The organism is bacterium, from assembly GCA_029210965.1.
Lineage (GTDB): Bacteria > BMS3Abin14 > BMS3Abin14 > BMS3Abin14 > BMS3Abin14 > JALHUC01.
In genome coordinates this window covers 1-19,109 of record JARGFZ010000002.1, presented here as the reverse complement: position 1 = coordinate 19,109, position 19,109 = coordinate 1, and the positions used below count along the sequence as shown (strand labels likewise).

19 protein-coding genes are annotated in these 19,109 nt (G+C 55.6%); all 19 read left to right on the top strand.

Features of this window, described 5'->3' with window-relative positions; genetic code table 11:
• Positions 1 to 59 precede the first annotated feature (59 nt).
• The 19 genes from rpmE (at position 60) to rpoD (ending at position 18,876) form a co-directional block, all read left to right on the top strand.
• Complete coding sequence (gene rpmE, locus P1S59_01485; GenBank protein ID MDF1524929.1) at positions 60 to 260, top strand: 50S ribosomal protein L31; 201 nt, start codon at positions 60 to 62, stop codon at positions 258 to 260.
• Positions 261 to 610: 350 nt separating this feature from the next.
• On the top strand, positions 611 to 1,456 hold the full coding sequence (locus tag P1S59_01480; GenBank protein ID MDF1524928.1) for a DUF1385 domain-containing protein: 846 nt from the start codon (positions 611 to 613) through the stop codon (positions 1,454 to 1,456).
• On the top strand, positions 1,453 to 2,535 hold the full coding sequence (gene prfA / locus P1S59_01475) for a peptide chain release factor 1 (GenBank protein ID MDF1524927.1): 1,083 nt from the start codon (positions 1,453 to 1,455) through the stop codon (positions 2,533 to 2,535). The genes P1S59_01480 and prfA overlap by 4 nt, the downstream gene beginning before the upstream one ends.
• Before the next feature lies 1 nt (position 2,536).
• Entirely contained in the window at positions 2,537 to 3,412 is an 876-nt protein-coding gene (gene prmC / locus P1S59_01470) for a peptide chain release factor N(5)-glutamine methyltransferase (protein ID MDF1524926.1), read from the top strand.
• Positions 3,405 to 4,664 carry a UDP-N-acetylglucosamine 1-carboxyvinyltransferase gene (murA, locus tag P1S59_01465; protein ID MDF1524925.1) on the top strand — a complete coding sequence of 420 codons (1,260 nt, stop codon included), beginning with the start codon at positions 3,405 to 3,407 and terminating at the stop codon, positions 4,662 to 4,664. The genes prmC and murA overlap by 8 nt, the downstream gene beginning before the upstream one ends.
• Positions 4,615 to 5,307, top strand: a complete 693-nt coding sequence (hisG, locus tag P1S59_01460) for an ATP phosphoribosyltransferase (GenBank protein MDF1524924.1) — start codon at positions 4,615 to 4,617, stop codon at positions 5,305 to 5,307. Before murA ends, hisG begins: the two co-directional genes overlap by 50 nt.
• Positions 5,308 to 5,412: 105 nt before the next feature.
• Positions 5,413 to 6,705, top strand: coding sequence for a histidinol dehydrogenase (hisD, locus tag P1S59_01455; protein ID MDF1524923.1), 1,293 nt, complete (start codon positions 5,413 to 5,415; stop codon positions 6,703 to 6,705).
• The gene (gene hisC / locus P1S59_01450; protein MDF1524922.1) at positions 6,702 to 7,802 is read left to right on the top strand and encodes a histidinol-phosphate transaminase; all 1,101 of its coding nucleotides are present in this window, start codon (positions 6,702 to 6,704) and stop codon (positions 7,800 to 7,802) included. Before hisD ends, hisC begins: the two co-directional genes overlap by 4 nt.
• Positions 7,795 to 8,385, top strand: a complete 591-nt coding sequence (hisB, locus tag P1S59_01445) for an imidazoleglycerol-phosphate dehydratase HisB (GenBank protein MDF1524921.1) — start codon at positions 7,795 to 7,797, stop codon at positions 8,383 to 8,385. The genes hisC and hisB overlap by 8 nt, the downstream gene beginning before the upstream one ends.
• Positions 8,382 to 9,032, top strand: a complete 651-nt coding sequence (gene hisH, locus P1S59_01440) for an imidazole glycerol phosphate synthase subunit HisH (GenBank protein ID MDF1524920.1) — start codon at positions 8,382 to 8,384, stop codon at positions 9,030 to 9,032. The genes hisB and hisH overlap by 4 nt, the downstream gene beginning before the upstream one ends.
• A gap of 21 nt (positions 9,033 to 9,053) precedes the next feature.
• Positions 9,054 to 9,794 carry a 1-(5-phosphoribosyl)-5-[(5-phosphoribosylamino)methylideneamino]imidazole-4-carboxamide isomerase gene (gene hisA / locus P1S59_01435; protein MDF1524919.1) on the top strand — a complete coding sequence of 247 codons (741 nt, stop codon included), beginning with the start codon at positions 9,054 to 9,056 and terminating at the stop codon, positions 9,792 to 9,794.
• Complete coding sequence (hisF, locus tag P1S59_01430) at positions 9,791 to 10,579, top strand: imidazole glycerol phosphate synthase subunit HisF (GenBank protein MDF1524918.1); 789 nt, start codon at positions 9,791 to 9,793, stop codon at positions 10,577 to 10,579. Before hisA ends, hisF begins: the two co-directional genes overlap by 4 nt.
• 97 nt (positions 10,580 to 10,676) lie before the next feature.
• Positions 10,677 to 11,372, top strand: coding sequence for a bifunctional phosphoribosyl-AMP cyclohydrolase/phosphoribosyl-ATP diphosphatase HisIE (gene hisIE, locus P1S59_01425; GenBank protein MDF1524917.1), 696 nt, complete (start codon positions 10,677 to 10,679; stop codon positions 11,370 to 11,372).
• Between the two features lie 88 nt (positions 11,373 to 11,460).
• Entirely contained in the window at positions 11,461 to 11,802 is a 342-nt protein-coding gene (locus P1S59_01420) for a histidine triad nucleotide-binding protein (GenBank protein ID MDF1524916.1), read from the top strand.
• Positions 11,803 to 11,978: 176 nt separating this feature from the next.
• The gene (gene rpsU / locus P1S59_01415) at positions 11,979 to 12,176 is read left to right on the top strand and encodes a 30S ribosomal protein S21 (GenBank protein MDF1524915.1); all 198 of its coding nucleotides are present in this window, start codon (positions 11,979 to 11,981) and stop codon (positions 12,174 to 12,176) included.
• Position 12,177: 1 nt separating this feature from the next.
• Positions 12,178 to 12,624 (top strand): GatB/YqeY domain-containing protein, encoded by a 447-nt coding sequence (locus P1S59_01410; GenBank protein MDF1524914.1) that lies wholly within the window; start codon positions 12,178 to 12,180, stop codon positions 12,622 to 12,624.
• Positions 12,625 to 12,690: 66 nt separating this feature from the next.
• Positions 12,691 to 15,039 carry an endonuclease MutS2 gene (locus P1S59_01405; protein MDF1524913.1) on the top strand — a complete coding sequence of 783 codons (2,349 nt, stop codon included), beginning with the start codon at positions 12,691 to 12,693 and terminating at the stop codon, positions 15,037 to 15,039.
• A gap of 154 nt (positions 15,040 to 15,193) precedes the next feature.
• Positions 15,194 to 16,987, top strand: coding sequence for a DNA primase (gene dnaG, locus P1S59_01400; protein ID MDF1524912.1), 1,794 nt, complete (start codon positions 15,194 to 15,196; stop codon positions 16,985 to 16,987).
• The gene (gene rpoD / locus P1S59_01395) at positions 16,984 to 18,876 is read left to right on the top strand and encodes an RNA polymerase sigma factor RpoD (GenBank protein MDF1524911.1); all 1,893 of its coding nucleotides are present in this window, start codon (positions 16,984 to 16,986) and stop codon (positions 18,874 to 18,876) included. Before dnaG ends, rpoD begins: the two co-directional genes overlap by 4 nt.
• Positions 18,877 to 19,109: the final 233 nt, after the last annotated feature.

Sequence of the window (19,109 nt, the reverse complement as noted above, 5' to 3'; positions counted from 1 at the left end):
GCTTCTGTGTTATTAATTTTTGTTCTTTTTAAGAATTTTAAGACCAAGGAGTAGTACTGATGAAAAAAGATCTGCACCCCGAATACAAAGAGGCTACTTTTAAATGTGCCTGTGGCGCTTCCTACGAGACTGGCTCCACCATTGACAGCAAGACCGTAGATATCTGTTCTAATTGCCATCCGTTCTATACCGGCAAACAGAAGATATTGGATGCGGCTGGACGGGTCGAGAAGTTCAAGAGGCGATACGAGCAGAAATAATATTCTGTGGGCGCTCAGGTACAGCATCCTGCCTTCTGTCAAGATCCGGTAGGGGTGATCACCCGAGCGGCGAAATACCAGTTTGTTCCCCCCGCCATAGAAGACTTTCGGCAGCACCTTTACCAGAGCGATCCAAACCTAATCTCTGTCAAGGGGATGGTGTGTCCATTATTCGGAAAAGGTCATCTGACGCGGCGACGCGGGGAAGGGGTGACGCGGTGTAAGATTTACTCCGTGTCCCCGTGTCTCTCCGTCCCCGTGTCAAGGCAATGCGAGTGACAATGAGGGATTTGTAATTGTCGAAACAACACGAGCATAAAATAGGCGGCCAGGCCGTGATCGAGGGGGTTATGATGAGAGCCCCCAGAACCATGACGGTTGCCGTGAGAAAGCCCACCGGAGAGATCTCCGTAATGAAGGAGACACTGAACCTCCTTTCTGACCATTGGGCCTTCCTCAAGTGGCCTGTTTTAAGGGGTACCGTATCCCTTTTTGGAACGCTCCTGTTAGGGATCAGGGCTCTAAACTACAGTGCCCAGGAAGCTCTGGAAGAGGATGAAGGCGAAATTGGACCGTGGGCTATGGCCGGCACCATTGCAGCAGCCTTTGCTCTGGCAATTTCCCTTTTCCTCCTCCTCCCCCTCTGGGCTACACGTTTGATGGAAACCTATTTTCACTGGGTTGCGGGGCAGTGGGCCTTCAACACGGTAGACGGGATCCTGAGGCTGGTGGTGTTCTTCCTGTACCTGGGAGCAATTACCATGGCCAGGGATATCCGAAGGGTTTTCCAGTATCATGGTGCTGAACACATGAGTATCTACGCCATGGAGGCCGGGGAAGAGCTGACTGTGGAAAATGCGAAAAAGCACAGCCCCATGCATCCCAGGTGCGGGACCAGCTTCCTGCTCATCGTCATGGTACTTTCCATCGTTGTTTTCGCACAGATCCCCCAGATCTGGCCCTTGTGGGCCAAAGCGCTGGCACGAGTGGTACTGATACCGCTGATCGCAGGCCTTTCCTACGAGATGCTGAAATTAGGGGATCGCTATCGGCATGTTTCCGTTTTTAAGCTTATCCTGATCCCAGGCCTGGCGATGCAGAGACTTACGACGCGCAAGCCTACCGATGACCAGATAGAGGTTGCCCTGGTGGCACTAAGGGAAGCCCTGGCAGCTGAGGAGGAAGAGGGATCATGAGTTGGTGGATGAGCCGGCTCAGCCAGGTGGAGGGAAGGTACGAAGAGCTGGGAAGACTGCTGAGCGATCCCGAAGTCGTCAGCAAGCAGGACAAGGTGCGGCAATTCGCCAAAGAGCACTCGGATCTGACCCCCATCGTAAAGGCATATCGGAAACACAGAGACCTGGAATCCCAACTCGCTGAAGTGGAGGCCATGCTCCGGGAGGAAAAGGACGACGAGGTTCTGAGCATGATCCTGGAGGAAAAGGACACCCTTCAATCCAGGATGGCAAGCCTGGAAGAAGAGCTGCAAGCTTTGTTGCTGCCCCAGGACCCCATGGACAACAAGAATACAATCCTTGAAGTGCGCGCTGGCACAGGGGGCGATGAAGCCTCTCTCTTCGTGGGCGACCTGGTACGGATGTATTCGCGTTACGCAGAGCGCAAAGGGTGGAAATGGGAGTTTTTAAGCACCAGTCCGACGGAGCTGGGCGGCTACAAGGAAGCGACCCTGCTCATCAAAGGTGAAAAGGTGTACCGTTACCTCAAGTTCGACGGGGGGATACACCGGGTCCAGCGGGTTCCCGAAACAGAGTCTTCGGGCCGCATTCACACCTCCGCGGTGAGCGTCGTGGTCATGCCCGAGGCGGACGAGGTGGAGGTGCAGGTAAAGGCCGAGGATCTGCGCATAGACACCTTCAGGGCTACCGGAAGCGGCGGTCAGCACGTGAACACCACAGATTCTGCGATCCGCGTAACCCACATCCCCACGGGTCTTGTCGTCTCGTGCCAGGATGAGAAGTCACAGTACAAGAACAAGGCCAAAGCGCTGAAAGTCCTCTATGCCAGGCTTTTGCAGAAGAAGGAGGAGGAAAGCCAAACCAAGCTGGACGGTATGCGCCGCAGCATGGTTGGTTCCGGGGACAGGAGTGAGCGCATCCGGACCTATAATTTCCCGCAAGGTCGGGTTTCAGACCACCGGATCAATCTCACCTTATACAAACTTGAAGCGGTAATGGATGGTGACCTGGATGAGATCACCGAGGCCCTCATGGCCTCGGACCAGGCCGAGCAGCTCAAATCCATGGAGGTGGCTTGAGATGGGCCCTGCGCCCGATGTCCAGAGGGGCGCGGCCTTCAGGGACGGGGTGGCGATCCTGAAGGCCGCTGGCATCGAGAGCCCTGCTCTTGACGCCGCTGTCCTCCTCGGATATGTCACCGGGGAACCGCCAGCCACGGTACTGCTGGACAGAGGGTCCACTCTGAAGCCCTCCGAAACCCAGCTGTACAGCGCCCTGGTCCAGAAGCGGTGCAGCCGGGTAGCTGTCAGTCGGCTTGTAGGAGCCAGGGAGTTCTATTCCAGGAGTTTTCATATCACCAGCGCAGTGCTGGATCCAAGGCCTGAAACCGAGGTCCTGGTAGAACAGGCGATCAGCTGTCTGGAGAATCTGGAGGGGAGCCCCGCCGTGCTGGACATCGGAACCGGTTCCGGGGCTATGGCCATTACTGTGGCCGCCGAGATTCCTCGATCCAGAGTCACAGCTACAGATATCAGTATGGCTGCGCTGGCTGTTGCCAGGCGAAACGCAGGGTGTCATTTGGTTCTGGAAAGGGTGAACTTCATTCAGGCCGACCTCCTTGATGGAATCAGGGGGGAGGGAAATTTCCAGGTCATTCTCTCCAACCCGCCTTACATACCCCATGCCCAGTTCGATAGCCTTCAGGAAGAGGTGCGCCAGGGCGATCCGATCGTGTCGCTGGTAGCTGGCCCTGACGGCACAGAGTACTATCCTCCCCTTGCCCACCGCTCCTGGGAGCTTCTCTGCCCTGGTGGGAGCCTGATGGTGGAAGTAGGCGCCCGACAGGCCGAAATTGTGGCCGGGATCTTCCATCACGCGGGGTATGGGGATGTGGAGATTATAAATGATCTTGCCGGAACAGGCAGGGTGGTGAAGGGGAAAAAGATAAATGCCTGAGCGCGTTATCATTGAGGGTGGAGTTCCTCTCAGGGGTGAGGTTATCGCAAGCGGTGCGAAAAACGCTGCTCTGCCGTTGATGGCCGCATCACTTCTCCTGTCTGGTGAGCTGATCCTTGAGAACGTTCCAGGGCTGAGAGATGTGACGACCATGCGGCGCCTTTTAGAACACCTGGGGGTTCGCTGCCAGGGGGGGAACGGCACCCTTTCCCTTGACGCATCCTCGGCGGATATGTGGGATGCTCCTTACGATCTGGTAAAGACGATGAGGGCATCTGTCCTCGTCCTGGGCCCCCTTGTGGCCCGCTTCGGCCGAGCCAGGGTTTCCCAGCCGGGAGGATGCGCCATCGGCGCCAGGCCTATCAATCGCCATATAGAAGCTCTCGAGGCCATGGGTGCTAACGTCTGGCTTGAGCACGGCTATGTGGTGGCTCAGGCCGATCGCTTGAAGGGTGCCGAGATCCTGTTCGAAGCCTCCACTGTAACCGGGACTGAAAACATAATGATGGCAGCTGTTCTGGCAGATGGGGAAACGACCATGATCAACGCTGCCATGGAGCCTGAGATAGTCGACCTTGCCGATGCCCTAAACTCCATGGGAGCTGTGATCGAGGGGGCGGGCACCAGGGAGATCCGGGTAACAGGTGTCACCTCCCTTAAACCTGCGACCTACAGCGTGATGCCTGATCGCATTGAGGTCGGAACCTACATTGCTGCTGCAGGCATAACTGGCGGAGATGTCACCATTTTGAAGTGCGTTCCTGCCCACCTTAAGGCAGTGATCGAAAGGATGGAAAAGGCGGGCATTGTTATTGACAAGGGGAAGGACTGGATCCGCGCCGCCGGTGAAGGGCGAACCAATGCCGTGGATATTATCACGGACCCATATCCCGGGTTCCCAACCGACATGCAGGCTCAGTTCATGGCTCTCATGACACTCTCCGATGGGATCTCAACGGTTATGGAGACCATTTTTGAGCACAGGTTCATGCACGTTCCGGAGCTGTGCCGCATGGGCGCGGATGTCACCCTGTCCGAGCGCAGGGCCGTGATACGGGGTGTGAAAGGATTGTCGGGCGCGCCGGTCATGGCTACGGATCTGCGCGCCAGCGCCTCGCTTGTTCTGGCAGGCCTTGGGGCTTCAGAGGGCGTGACCGAGATCTCGCGGATCTACCATCTGGAAAGGGGCTATGAGAAACTCGATGAGAAGCTGGCCTCCCTTGGCGGCCGCATCTGGAGGACCGGTGGATAAGAACGCTATCACGATAGCTCTACCCAAAGGCCGGCTGATGCCGGATTGTGTTAGAATTCTGTCCGAGGTGGGATTAAGAGCTGAGGAAGACCTGTCCACAACGCGCAGGCTTCTTGTCCCTTCCGAGGAGGGCTCTGCCAGGTTCCTGATCATACGGGACAAGGATCTTCCTACCTATGTCGATTCCGGAGCGGCCGATATGGGGATCGTCGGCAAGGATGTTCTGATGGAATCCAAAGTGAACATTTTAGAACCTCTCGACCTGGGGTTCGGATACTGCCGCATCGTTGTGGCCCAGCCGGCAGCTGCACTTGATCCGGACGCCACGCCGGGATGGGGACACACCCGGGTAGCCACGAAATACCCCTATATCGCCCAGCGGCATTTTGCTTCTCTGGGAGAGCAGATCGAGATAATACCTCTTTACGGTTCTATCGAGCTTGCCCCCCTTGTAGGCCTGGCTGACCGCATCGTCGATCTGGTTTCCACAGGGGAGACCCTGCGGCAGAATAACCTCGTTGAAGTTCAGGATGTGATGGAGGTAACAGCGCGCCTGGTAGTTAACCGCGCCAGCATGAAAATAAAGGCGGATCGGTTAGTCCCGATCATAGAGGCGATCAGGGGTACGCTGAAACACACGTAACGGGGTATGGGATTATCGGGGTATCGGTGAAAGATCTTTTCGCCGACACGCCGACACGCCGACACGCCGACACACCGGCACGTGTGTCGCATCAGGAGGTTTTCAATGAAGATCGTGCGACACACAGATGCTGATTTCGAATCCACAATCGCCACCCTCGAGACCCGCGGGGAGACGGTACCCCAAGGTGTCATGGAGGCGGTATTTGAGATCGTTGGACAGGTTCGCCGCAGGGGTGATGAAGCTGTGGCTGAGTACACCCTCAAGTTTGACAATCTCGACCTTAAACAATCCGGTATGGAACTGGGCCTCGATGAACTTGAACGGGCCCTGGAAGAGATTCCCGCCCAGGATCGCAAGATCCTTGAGGTGGCGGCGGATTCCATCAGGGAGTTCCACGAAAGACAGCTCGAAGACACCTGGACCTATGAACCCTCACCCGGGATCACGCTGGGACAGAAGGTCACACCCCTCTTTAGGGTGGGCATCTATGTTCCCGGGGGAACCGCGGCATACCCCAGTTCTGTCCTGATGAACGCCATACCTGCAAAGGTTGCCGGGGTCCGGGAAGTAATCATGGTGGTGCCGACCCCTGGTGGCGAAGTTAATAAAACTGTTCTCGCAGCAGCTGCGATATGCGGTGTCGACAGGGTTTTTACTATCGGTGGCGCCCAGGCTGTCGCTGCTCTTGCGTACGGGACCAGCACGGTACCCCGGGTGGACAAGATCGTGGGTCCCGGCAACATCTACGTTGCCATGGCCAAGAAGGTCGTGTTCGGCGATGTAGATATCGACATGATCGCCGGTCCCAGTGAGATCCTGGTCCTGGCAGATTCCACCGCGGATCCTGTTCTTGCCGCAGCCGACCTCCTGTCCCAGGCGGAACATGATCCCCTCGCCTATCCTATCTTCGTGACCGATGACGAGGACATGCTCAACCGTACGGTTGAGGAAATCCGCAGACAGCTCGAGCTTTTGCCGCGCCAGGATATTGCGCGTCAATCCCTCGATTCGAGAGGATACCTGCTTCTGGCCGGCAATATGGAGCAGGCAATTTCTGTGGTCAACCGGGTCGCTATAGAGCACCTGGAGTTGATGGTTACGGATCCTGAAAAGACCCTGGATTCCATAGAAAACGCCGGCGCTATTTTCCTCGGAATGTACACAGCTGAGGCCCTGGGAGACTATATGGCGGGCCCCAACCACGTGCTGCCCACAGGAGGTACCGCACGGTTCTTCTCTCCCCTTGGTGTTTACGATTTTATCAAGCGCAGCAGCATCATCTGGTACGATCGGGAAGCGTTCCTTGAAAAAGCGGGAATGGTCGCGCAGTTCGCCCGACTTGAAGGCCTGGAAGCCCATGCCCGAGCTGTGGATCTGAGGGTCGGGAAACAGTGAGTGAACTGGATCTTCCCAGGCTTTTGCCGGAGGGCCTTGTCAGGCTTACCGCCTATGCCCCTCCTGAGGGGAGCTACCCGGTACGGCTGGATGCCAATGAATGTCCCCATCCCCCCGATCCCGTTATCCTGGAGGAGATCAGAGCGGCTCTTGAGGATATGCCCCTTCACCGCTACCCTGATCCGGCCTCCAGGGATCTGAGAAGCGCCTTTGCCACCGAGTTCGGCTGTCTGTTGGAAAATGTCATGGCGGGCAACGGATCCGATGAGCTTATCGGACTTCTTCTCTGGACCCTGCGGGGGAGCCAGGACCAGGCCCCGCCCGTTATCGTTGTACCAACGCCCACTTTCGCCATGTACTCTGTCGCGGCCCAGGCAGCAGGCTACGAGGTGCACGAGGTGCCTCTGGGACCTGGCCTTGCACCGGACATGGAGGCGATGCTTCGGGCCATCAGGGAGAAAAACCCCAATATCGTTTTCCTCAGCAACCCGAACAACCCTACAGGAACCTTTTATTCAAGGGAGCAGGTTCACTCACTCCTGGATGTCGCCACGGGACTTGTGGTTGTAGACGAGGCCTACGGTGATTTTTCAGGGGAGGATTCGTGGATCACAGAGATCGCCTCTTTCAGCAACCTGGCTGTTTTAAGGACCCTGTCCAAGGTGGGCGCTGCTGCCATCAGGTGCGGTTTTCTGGTTGCGGGGAGGGACCTTCTCGATGAGGTCAACAAGGTCCGTTTTCCGTTTAACCTCAGCCGGTACACTCAGATCGCGGGTGAGGCCGTCCTCAGGAACTACCAGCGGGTACTTTCCCGGGTGGCCGACATAGTCGTTGAGCGTGAACGACTGGCAGTGGAACTTGAAAGTGCGGGCTTTGCGGTGTTTCCCTCCAGGGGAAACTTTTTCCTTGTGCAGTGCGGTGGCAGGGAAGAGGCGTTATGGCGATTTTTGCAAGACAGCGGCATTGTGGTAAAATTTCTTTCCCGTTTGCCTGTCGCGGGAGATGCGCTTCGCATAACAGTGGGCATGCCCGAGGAAAACGATCTCCTCATAAACAGGTTAAAATATTTTTTTGCGGAGGGAGGCACGGATGCGTAAGGGGGAAGTGGTCCGAGAGACCTCGGAGACCCGGATCTCAATGAACCTGGTGTTGGACGGCCAGGGCACATCTGACGTTTCAACAGGCGTGGGGTTTCTCGACCACATGCTTGAGCTGTTTGCCAGGCACGGACTCTTCGACCTTGAAGTGCAATGCAAGGGAGATCTCGATGTAGATGGCCACCATACAGTGGAGGATGTGGGGATCTGCCTCGGACTTGCGGTCAAGGAGGCCCTCGGTTCGGCTATGGGCATCAGAAGGTATGGCTGGGTCGTTCTGCCCATGGATGAAGCCCTTGCAACCGTTGCCCTCGACCTTGGAGGCCGGCCCTACCTGGCGGTATCCCTCCCCACCCTGGACGGAGATATAGGGGGGTTCGCCATGGAGCTCCTGCCGGAGTTCTTCCAGGCTTTCTGCAACAACGCGGGAGCGAACCTTCACATCCGTGTGGATGCCGGGAGGAACCGACATCATATGGCAGAGGCAATTTTCAAGGCCTTCTCCAAGGTACTTGACCAGGCAGTGACCGTTGATCCCAGGGTCCATGGCGTACCTTCCACCAAAGGCAGGCTCGGCGAGTGAACCTTTCTGTCCATGCCAAAAGCCCTCCCGTAGTCGTTGTTGATTATGGAATGGGCAACCTTCGAAGCGCTCAGAAGGGGCTGGAAAAAGTCGGGGTCAATGCTGTTATCACCAGCGATCCGGCTGCGGTCCAGTCTGCTGACGCCGTGGTTCTTCCCGGTGTCGGAGCTTTTCAGGACTGCATGGCCAACCTTACCGAAGCCGGCCTCGTGGCTCCTGTAATGGGTGCCATCGAGCAGGGGAAGCCTTTCCTGGGGATCTGTCTGGGTATGCAGCTTCTCATGACGATCAGTGAGGAGTTTGGAGTTTATCGCGGCCTGGATGTCATCCCTGGCCGGGTTGTACGCTTTGATCCTGACTCTGGACTCAAGGTCCCCCATATGGGTTGGAACAGGGTGCATTACTCCGGAGATAACAGGCTGTTTGAGGGAATTGAGGATGGTTCATTTTTCTATTTCGTCCACTCTTATTATGTAGCCCCTGAGGATGGATCTGTCGTTTGCGGATGGACCGATTATGGTGAGAGGTTCTGCTCTGCCATTGCACGGGACAACATCTTCGCGACCCAGTTTCACCCGGAAAAAAGCCACAATCATGGCCTGAAGGTCCTTCAAAATTTTGGAAGGATCGTGAGCGAAGCTAGTTAACCTCGCAAAAAGGAGGATTAAATGCTGGTATTGCCGGCCATCGATCTGAAGGGTGGCAAGTGTGTTCGCCTTTACCAGGGAGAAATGGGAACGGCCAAAATATATTCGGACTCACCTGAGGACACCGCCAGAAAATGGGAATCCCTCGGAGCGAAGATGCTCCACGTTGTGGATCTTGACGGTGCCATGGCGGGGGAGCCCAGAAACCTTGGAGCGATCTCCAGGATACTGCAGGCCATAGAGATACCCATCGAACTGGGAGGAGGCATACGCAGCGAAAAGATCGTGGAGGACTACCTTCAGCTTGGCGTTTCAAAGGTGATCCTGGGCACCGCCGCATACCAGAGCCGTGATATGTTGCGCCGTGTTTGCGCCCGATTTCCGGGCCGCATCGCTGTTGGCATAGACGCCAGGGGCGGCTTCGTCGCTGTCCAGGGGTGGCAGGAGGTGACAGAACTGCGGGCTATGGACCTTGCAAGGGAACTGGAGGATGCAGGCGCAAGCCATATCATCTATACCGATATCGCCCGGGACGGTGCCATGTCGGGACCCAACCTCGGTGCTACCGCCCAGCTGGCGGAAGCCGTAGCCATTCCGGTGGTTCTATCCGGGGGGATGCACAGCCATGAAGATATAAAAGCGGCCGCGAAGCTGGAGGATAAAGGTGTTAAAGGGGTCATACTGGGCAAATCCCTCTATGAGGGAACCATCGACCTGGCCAGGGCGGTGAAAGAGATACAGAAGGAGAGCGACGCCCTGTGAGCCCAGGTAAGGATGAGCTTGCACGAAGGATCATCCCCTGTCTTGATGTGACCGAAGGACGGGTGGTGAAGGGCGTGCAGTTCGTCAACCTCATTGATGCCGGTGATCCTGTTGAGGTCGCCGCTGCCTATAATGAACAGGGGGCCGACGAGGTCACCTTCCTGGACATCACAGCCTCCTCCGACAAGAGAGAGATCATCCTCGACGTGGTGCGGCGAACCGCCGAAACGGTCTTTATCCCGCTAACGGTGGGAGGGGGGGTCCGGAACCTTGAAAACATAAGAGATCTCCTGAAGGCCGGGGCCGACAAGGTGAGCATCAACACAGCTGCGGTGGACAGGCCCGAGTTTGTGTCGGAGGCGAGCAAGCGATTCGGTTCCCAGTGCATCGTTGTGGCCATCGACGCCAAGCGCACTTCGGGCCCCGACGGTTCTCTTGCATGGGAAGTCTATATCCACGGCGGCAGAACGCCGACGGGGATCGATGTTGTCCAGTGGGCAGCCCGGATGGAGGGATACGGGGCGGGGGAGTTCATGCTGACGAGCATGGACAAGGACGGCACCAAGGACGGGTACGACATCGAGCTGACACGGACCATCTCCGACACGGTCAATGTCCCCGTCATTGCCTCCGGAGGTGTTGGGACCCTCCACCACATGTACAAAGGTTTTGTGGATGGGGGCGCCAGCGCGGTCCTGGCCGCCTCAATTTTTCACTTCAAAGAGTATACGGTTGGTGAGGCGAAGGAATATCTTCAAAGCCGTGGTGTACCGATGAGGCTCTAGACTATCTCAAATCTCAAATCTCAAATCTCATATAGCGCGCTGTTATTTTTTGAGATCTGAGATGTGAGATCTGAGATCAATTTGCGGGAGTTACACTATGAGCAAATTAGATCTTACCCAATTAAAATTCGATTCCGACGGCCTCATCCCCGCCATCGTCCAGGATGCCGACAACGGTGAGGTCCTCATGATGGCCTGGATGAACGCAGAGGCCATAGAAAAAACGGTCCAGACGGGCTTCACCCACTTCTTCTCCCGCTCCAGACAGAAGATGTGGCAGAAGGGGGAGTCATCAGGGCACGTCCAGGCAGTGGTAGAGGTCCTTTTCGACTGCGATGCCGACTGCCTCCTTGTGAAGGCCGATCAGAATGTGGCCGCCTGCCACACCGGACACCGATCCTGTTTCTACCGTAACCTCCAGGGAGGAACGGTGTCGGAATCTGTTTTTGACGCCGGCCAGGTTTACGGCGACAAAGACAACCGTGAGGCTTTCGACAGGCTTTACGGAGTAATAGCGGACCGGAAAAAGAACCCGGCAGAGGACTCCTACACCAGCCAGCTGTTTACAGGAGGGATGGAGGCCATTGGTGCCAAGGTCCTGGAGGAAGCTGGTGAACTGGTAGAGGCGGCAAAGGATAAGGGGCCGAGGGATGTCGTCCATGAGGCTGCAGACCTTATCTACCACGCCTGGGTGCTGCTGGCTCAGGCAGGTGTCTCACCCGAGCAGGTCCGCGAGGAACTTGCGGGAAGGGCGGGGAAGTCTGGCCTGGAGGAAAAGGCGGGCCGGAAATAGGCATCTCATATCTCACATCCCAGATCTCAAATAAAAGCATTACTCTGTATGAGATTTGAAATCTGAGATCAGCGACAAGGAGGAGCGCATGTCCGACTGTATCTTCTGCAAAATAGCAGCCGGGGAGATCCCGGCCACCGTTGTATACCAGGACGATGAGATCCTGGTCTTCGAGGACATCAACCCGAAGGCCCCGGTACATCTTCTTTTGATCCCGAAGCAGCACATGGCGACCCTTAACGATGCCGGGGTCCGGCAGGCGCAGCTGTTGGGTAGACTGACCCTCAAGGCAGCCGAGCTTGCCGAAGAAAAAGGGGTGGCCCAGGGCGGATATCGGGTTCAGATCAACTGCAACCCCGATGGGGGGCAGGTCGTGTTCCACCTTCATATGCACCTCATGGGGGGCCGCAAACTGGAGTGTCTGACCTGAAATCCCAGAATCGTAAAACATTATGCCATGGTGATTCTGGAGCAAAAAACGCTGCCTCAACTGAGAACCACCTTAAAACTACCCAGGGTTTCGGGTTATGATCGGCACTTGTAAAATGTGAGGTTATTGGTAGAATGGCGCCTTGTAGAAATTCCAGTTGGGAAGGAGGGGTGTAAATGCCTGGTGTAAGGGTCAGAGAAAATGAAAGCTTCGAAGGTGCCCTTCGCCGTTTCAAGAAACAGTGTGAGAAGTCAGGAATTCTCTCCGAAGTCAGGAAACGGGAGTACTACGAGAAGCCCAGCATTCAACGCAAGCGTAAAATGATTGCTGCGCGTAAAAAAATGATCAAGATGTCCAAGAAACAGACGCCCTAGCTTGAAACTTATCGATCAAATACATGATGATCTGAAAAAGTCCATGAAGGCGAAGGACGGAAACCGCGTTTCCGTCCTTCGCTTCCTTCTGTCTTCCATCAAGTACCGGGAGATCGAAAAGAAGGATGCTCTGGATGATGACGAAGTCCTCGCGGAGATCACCTCTTCCGCCAAACGCCGCCGGGAGAGCATGGAAGCATTTGCGGAGGGGGACAGGATGGACCTGGTGAAAAAAGAAGAATCGGAACTGGCCATCCTCCAGGAATACCTTCCCGAGCAGCTTTCACCGGACGAGGTGCGAGACGTTGTTCAGGAGGTGGTCCAAGCCGTAGGCGCTACCGGCGCCAGTGATTTCGGGAAAGTCATGAAAGAACTTATGCCAAGGCTGCGCGGCAAGGCAGACGGAAAGCTGGTCGGTGAGATCGTAAAAGAGGCCCTTTCCGACTGAAAGTGCCCGGCCCCCTGAATTTTTTATGTTGGTTTCCCCCTTATTATCCCAAACCCGGCAGGGTGAATGAACGACCATACCCTTACAGTCCTTGAGTATCGGGAGACCCTTTCCCGGTTGGCGCTATGTGCTCAGTCTGAGCCGGGCAGAAGCCTCGCCCAAACCGTTATTCCCCATTGGGACAAGAACGATGTCGTTCGTGAATGCGGCATCACTGCCGAGGCATTGTGCCTTCTGGAAGACAAGCCTCCCGATCTGGGGAACGTCAACGACACCAACGGCATCCTTGGGCGTCTTACCGTGACAGGAGCGGTCCTGGAGCCGCTGGAGCTGCTCAGGCTTATACAAAACCAGGTAGCGGTGCGTTATGCCAAGGCAGCTGTTCGGGACAGGGAGCGGGAGCTTCCCGAACTGTGTGCACTTGTGGACGGTATGGCCGGGATCCCGGATTGGGAACGGTGGGTGGAAAAGTCTATTTCCACGAAAGGCGAGGTTCTGGATGCGGCAAGCCCGGAACTTGCCAAGGTGCGAAAAGAGCTCAGGTCCTGTAGAAGCGCGGCTACAGGAAAGCTGGAGGAGTTCATCCGTGGAAGATCGGTGGCCAAGGTCATCCAGGAGCAGTATGTAACCCTGAGAAACGGCCGCTTCGTAGTGCCGGCCAAGCCTGAATACAATCGCACCTTCGAGGCGGTGGTACAGGATACGAGCCAGAGCGGGCAGACTGTTTTCGTAGAGCCTCTTTTCGCAGTGGGGTTAAACAACAGTTTTGCTATGGCCCGGGCGAAGGAGGAGGAAGAAGTCCGCAGAGCCCTGGCCCGGATGAGCGATGCTGCTGCCGGTTACCGGCATGAGATGGCGGCTAATTTGAGCAATCTGGCCCAGCTGGACCTTGTGCTGGCGAAGGCCCGCCTGGGGGTGAAGCTGGGCGGTCTCATCCCCAGCCTGGATAATGAAGAAACGGTGCTCGTCCAGGCCAGGCATCCACACCTTGTCCTTGAACCGGGTGTAGAATGTGTTCCTATCGAAATCAGGATCGGCGGTCAATTCACCACCCTGGTGATCACCGGGCCAAACACGGGGGGCAAAACCGTTGCGTTGAAGACACTGGGTCTGCTTACCTTGATGGTGCAATCCGGAATCCCTGTCCCGGTTTCGGATGAAAGCCGTTTCAGGGTCTTCGATCGGGTTTTTGCCGACATTGGTGACGAACAGAGCCTGTCCCAGAATCTGAGTACCTTTTCCGGGCACATAAAGATCATAGCTGAACTCCTGAACGCTTCCGGCAGCGCCACCCTGGTGCTCCTGGATGAACTGGGAGCAGGTACTGATCCCCAGGAGGGATCTGCTTTGAGCATCGCCCTTCTCGAAGCCCTCAACGAAAAAGGGGCGTGTGTAGCGGTGACAACCCATCACAACCTTCTCAAAGAGTTTGCCTACCGGGCACCTTTTGCCAATAATGCATCCACCGTGTTCGACAGCAGGACTCTGGAACCGACATACCGTTTGAGAATGGGGGCACCAGGCAGAAGCCATGCCCTGGAGGTCGCCGGGCAGTTGGGTATGGAACGCTCGGTCATCAGCCGGGCCAGGGAGGTGATGGGAAGCGGCGCTGTTCAGGTGGACGACCTTCTGGGCCGGCTCACCGATGAAGTGGACAGGGAGTCTGTGGCCCGGGAGAAGGCTGAGGAGATCACCCGGAAGCTTGCAGCTGAACGCCAGGATCTGAGTGTGGTAAAAAAAGAGCTTATTCGGCAGACACAGGAAATGAATGATTCTGCCCGCCGAGAGGCAAAGGCGCTGCTCCGGGATATCGAGAGAAGGGGCAAAAACCTTATAAAAAATATGAAGGATGAAGGAGGGAGGATGAAGAAATCCTCCCTTACGAATAACATCCGGGCGATGGAAAAACAGATCGTGGAGAAGATCCCGCTGCCTCCGCCGAGAAAAGGCCACGGGCCCATTGCTACAGGACAAGAGGTGGAAGTCCTTTCGCTGGGTGTTTTCGGGTCGGTTACGGACCTTCTTGCCGGTGGGCGGGAGGCAGAAGTCCTTTCAGGAGGGATCCGCATGAGGGTCTCCACACAGAACCTCTCGCCAGTTGATAGCCCAGGTCAAAAGCGGCAAAACCGGCGCGAAGGCACTAATGTGTCCTTCAAAGGCAGCGGTCATTTTCCCTCGGAGATAAACCTTATCGGCACCACCGTTGACGATGCACTTCAGTCTCTTGACAAGGCCCTCGACAACTCCCTTCTCGGGTCCGACCGCTTTTTGCGGATCGTACACGGCAAGGGGACAGGAGCTCTGAAAAGGGCCATCAATGGGGCTCTTAAGGGCGACCCGAGGGTGTCAAATTTCGGACCGGCTCCCCTGGACCAGGGCGGCGCGGGAGTAACAATTGCCGAATTGAGGGAATAGGACGCTTTTGAGCAGAGTATACATGGTCATAGGTAAAAATGTTTTTTTAGATGTGGGAGCGATTATTGGAATGTAGAATGTAGAACGTAGAAGAAAAGCTCTCCTGGGGCTCCCCCTTCTGTGTTCTGTATTCTGCGTTCTGCATTCTGAATCTATGCGCTACGATGAAGACACCATAGAGCGGGTCAAGGAGGCCAATGATATCGCCGATGTCATCGGCCGCCATCTTGAGCTGAAGCGGTCAGGGTCCGCTTTCAAGGCTCTTTGTCCCTTCCATCAGGAGAAGACACCATCATTTATGGTAAACCCTGCGCGCCAGATCTTTCACTGTTTCGGGTGTGATACAGGCGGGGATGTTATCCGCTTTGTCATGTTGTACGAGGGGCTTCCCTTTGTTGACTCACTGAAAAAGCTGGCGTTTCAATCAGGCATAGAGTTGCCGGAGGGACCCTCCACCGGTGGTGTCGGCAGAGACCAGAAGGATCTCATGTTCACCGCCAACAGGGTGGCTGCGGAATATTTTTCCACAGCCTTGATGAAATCTGAGGAGGGTAAAAAAGCCAGGGAATACCTGGGGCAAAGGGGCATTCACTCGGATGTAAGCAAAACCTTTGACCTGGGATACGCTCCAGAAGGATGGAGGAACCTGTCCTCACGCCTGGGGGAGGAGAACATAGGGGAATCTGTGGCTGTTTCGGCCGGCCTGCTTATTAAGGGCGATTCGGGCAAGCCTCCTTACGATCGCTTCAGAGACCGGGTGGTTTTCCCAATAAAGGATCTTAGCGGGCGAGTCCTGGGGTTTGGCGGAAGGGTCATGGGCGATGACCTCCCCAAGTATATCAACACCTCTGAAACTCCGGTGTACAGGAAGGGTGACTCTCTTTTTGGACTGGATGTGGCGGCTCCTTATGTGAGAGAGGCCGGCGAAGTGATCCTTGTTGAAGGATACCTGGATGTCATTTGCCTCCACCAGGGAGGGATACGGAACGTGGTTGGAGTCCTCGGTACAGCGCTCACCGAGGATCAGGTGAAAAAGCTCCACCGGCTGACTGAACGCTGTGTGCTGCTTTTTGATTCGGATGAAGCTGGTCGGAGGGCTGCTCACAGAAGCGGAATGATCCTCCTGGGTGAGGGTATGGAGTGTCGTGTCGCACCCCTGGACCCCGGTGAGGATCCGGACAGTTTTTTGCGCAAAATGGGAGCCACGGAGCTTACCGCAAGAGTTGCTCAGGCGCCGGATGTGGTGATGTATGTTCTGGAATTGGCCCGCCAGGAACATTCGGGCGACAAAATGGGGGATCGTTTTCGAGTAATTGATGCAATTGTCCCATATTTGGCTAAAATAGTAGACAGGGTTAAGTTGGGCGTTTATCTCAAGGAAATCGGCGATACCCTCCGCATTGAACAACACGACCTTCGTGCGCGTCTGGCGGGTCTGAAAAAGAGAGGGAAAATATTTTTAGAAGAGAAGGACCCTCCTCCACTGCTCAGAAAGGATAAGCTGCTTCTGCACATCCTGGTCAGAGAACCAGATGTCGTATCCAGGGTGGCGGAGGTTGTTGGCCCCGGAGATATAAAAAGCCCCGAGATCGCGGAAATAGTTGAAAAAATTTTTTCCGGTGTTAACCTTACAGCTCTTCTGGATACGGTTGACGACCGTTGGAAGAACGAACTCTCCGGATGGGCTCTGCAAGACCCATTGGAGGGGACCGAGAAAGCTCTGGATGACCTGCTGCTCCACTTTGCCCGGGAAAGGCTGGAAGAAAAGATCCGGCACACACGTGATCGGCTGACGGAAGCAGTGCGGCGAGGAGCTAAACAAGAGAGCAAGAAGCTCAATGAAGAGTGGAAGAATCTGCAAGCCGAACTCCGTGACCTGGTCGCGGGGAGGGGGCTGCATAATGTTTCATGGAGAGGTAATTCATCCGGAGGTGAAGACGGGGAATGAAAGATAACACAACAAGCCAGAAAGAGATGAAGGAACTTATCACCAAGGGAAAGAAGCAGGGCTATCTGACCTACGACGAGGTAAATGATGCTCTTCCGGACGAACTGGCCTCATCGGAGCAGGTGGACGAGGTGGTGGGCATGTTCGGGGACCTGGACATCGAGATTATCGACTCGGATCTACGCATCCATATCAAGGATGTCAAAAGCAAGACCGGAAAAGATGAGGATGACGACGGGGATGATGAGGATGGGGACCCGGAAACCAAGACAGTAGCCGCAAAGGTTGCTCCAGGAGCGCTTACCGGGCGGACGGACGACCCGGTGAGACTCTATCTCAAGGAAATGGGCCAGATCAACCTCCTTACCAGGGAGGGTGAGGTCGAGATCGCCAAGCGGATAGAGCAAGGCGAACTGGAGGTGCTGGAGACCGTTGCCTGTAACCCCATCTGCATCCGGGATCTGATCATTCTGGGTGGGCGGTTGGATCGCGGGGAGGCAAAGCTCCGGGAAAGCCTTTTCGATACGGAAGACACTGTGGTGGAAAATGGGGGCGAAGCGTCCGATAATGACGCCGAAAGCGAAGAAAACGAAGAAGAACCGGATGAGGCAACGAGGCTGGCGTTAGCCGAAGCCAACCGCGAGAGCCTGATGGAGAGGGAAGCCGAGAACCTGAAAGAGGTTCTGCAGACCATCAAGCGGATCGAGCGCAGGATGGAACGTATCGACCAGCTAAAGAAGGAAGCGGAAAAGGCCTCCAAAAAGAAGGTTGAAGAGCTAGAGAAACGCATCCAGCGGGCAGAGAAGGACAACGCCCGGGATATAAGGAATCTGGGATTAAATACGCGCCAGGTGGCCAGGTTCTCCGCAAGGGTGACAGAGCTGAGGGAGAAAATCCTCCTTTACCAGGGCCGAATAGACAGTATATACAAAAGGACCGGTCTGACCGAATGGCGTATGGGCCAGTTGGTAAAAAAAGCCAGGGATGGAGGGGCCAAATCCGCTGCACGCGAGGCAGGCATGTCCATCGCTCAGTTGGAAAGCTATCGCCAGTTAGTGCGAGACTCCCGAAAAAAGCTCAAAGAGGTGGAAAAAGAAGCAGCGATGCCTTGTGGAAACATCGTGGTGGATGGTGAGAAAATCCGCCTGGCGGAGATCAGAGCCCGGGATGCCAAGCAGGAGCTTGTGGAGGCCAACCTTCGCCTGGTCGTGAGCATCGCGAAAAAATATACCAACAGGGGCCTTCAGTTCCTGGACCTCATTCAGGAAGGCAACATCGGCCTCATGAAGGCGGTGGATAAATTCGAGTACCGCCGTGGCTACAAGTTTTCTACCTATGCGACCTGGTGGATCCGTCAGGCTATAACAAGGGCCATTGCTGATCAGGCGAGGACCATTCGTATTCCGGTCCACATGATAGAAACAATCAACAAGCTCATCAGGACCTCGAGACAGCTGGTGCAGGAGTTGGGCCGGGAACCCATGCCGGAAGAGATCGCAGAGAAGATGGATCTCCCGCTGGACAAGGTGCGCAAAGTTCTCAAGATAGCCAAGGAGCCCATCAGCCTGGAAACCCCCATTGGGGAAGAGGAGGATAGCCACCTCGGAGATTTCATCGAAGACAAGAAGGTTATCTCTCCCGGAGACGCTGTGGTACACGCCAGCTTGAAGGAGCAGGTGCGGGGCGTCCTTGAGTCCCTTACTCCCAGAGAGGAGAAGGTGCTGAAAATGCGCTTTGGCATTGACGAGCGCACGGACCACACCCTCGAGGAGGTTGGCCAGAACTTCAGCGTGACAAGGGAAAGGATACGGCAGATCGAGGCGAAAGCCTTACGGAAGTTGCGGCATCCGAGCAGGTGTAAGAAATTAAAGCCATTTCATGAAGATTGATAATAAAATAATCTATGGCCACAATCTTCACAAAATGAGGTGTCGGAGTAACGGGGTGTAGGGGTGACGGAGAAAAACCGTGAAAAGCTTTAACCCCGATACGCCGGCACTCCCTTACCCCGATACATGGGTATTCTGATTCGTGGCAGGTCGAAGGGGATGCATATAAGGTTGACAAATGACACGAATCAAGATACATAGAGATGTTCGGGCCCATAGCTCAGTTGGTTAGA

Coding starts and splice junctions, on each gene's coding strand:
- rpmE (MDF1524929.1), top strand. CDS start 60: ATGAAAAAAGATCTGCACCCCGAATACAAAGAGGCTACTTTTAAATGT.
- P1S59_01480 (MDF1524928.1), top strand. CDS start 611: ATGATGAGAGCCCCCAGAACCATGACGGTTGCCGTGAGAAAGCCCACC.
- prfA (MDF1524927.1), top strand. CDS start 1,453: ATGAGTTGGTGGATGAGCCGGCTCAGCCAGGTGGAGGGAAGGTACGAA.
- prmC (MDF1524926.1), top strand. CDS start 2,537: ATGGGCCCTGCGCCCGATGTCCAGAGGGGCGCGGCCTTCAGGGACGGG.
- murA (MDF1524925.1), top strand. CDS start 3,405: ATGCCTGAGCGCGTTATCATTGAGGGTGGAGTTCCTCTCAGGGGTGAG.
- hisG (MDF1524924.1), top strand. CDS start 4,615: ATGAGAAGCTGGCCTCCCTTGGCGGCCGCATCTGGAGGACCGGTGGAT.
- hisD (MDF1524923.1), top strand. CDS start 5,413: ATGAAGATCGTGCGACACACAGATGCTGATTTCGAATCCACAATCGCC.
- hisB (MDF1524921.1), top strand. CDS start 7,795: ATGCGTAAGGGGGAAGTGGTCCGAGAGACCTCGGAGACCCGGATCTCA.
- hisA (MDF1524919.1), top strand. CDS start 9,054: ATGCTGGTATTGCCGGCCATCGATCTGAAGGGTGGCAAGTGTGTTCGC.
- hisIE (MDF1524917.1), top strand. CDS start 10,677: ATGAGCAAATTAGATCTTACCCAATTAAAATTCGATTCCGACGGCCTC.
- P1S59_01420 (MDF1524916.1), top strand. CDS start 11,461: ATGTCCGACTGTATCTTCTGCAAAATAGCAGCCGGGGAGATCCCGGCC.
- rpsU (MDF1524915.1), top strand. CDS start 11,979: ATGCCTGGTGTAAGGGTCAGAGAAAATGAAAGCTTCGAAGGTGCCCTT.
- P1S59_01405 (MDF1524913.1), top strand. CDS start 12,691: ATGAACGACCATACCCTTACAGTCCTTGAGTATCGGGAGACCCTTTCC.
- dnaG (MDF1524912.1), top strand. CDS start 15,194: ATGCGCTACGATGAAGACACCATAGAGCGGGTCAAGGAGGCCAATGAT.
- rpoD (MDF1524911.1), top strand. CDS start 16,984: ATGAAAGATAACACAACAAGCCAGAAAGAGATGAAGGAACTTATCACC.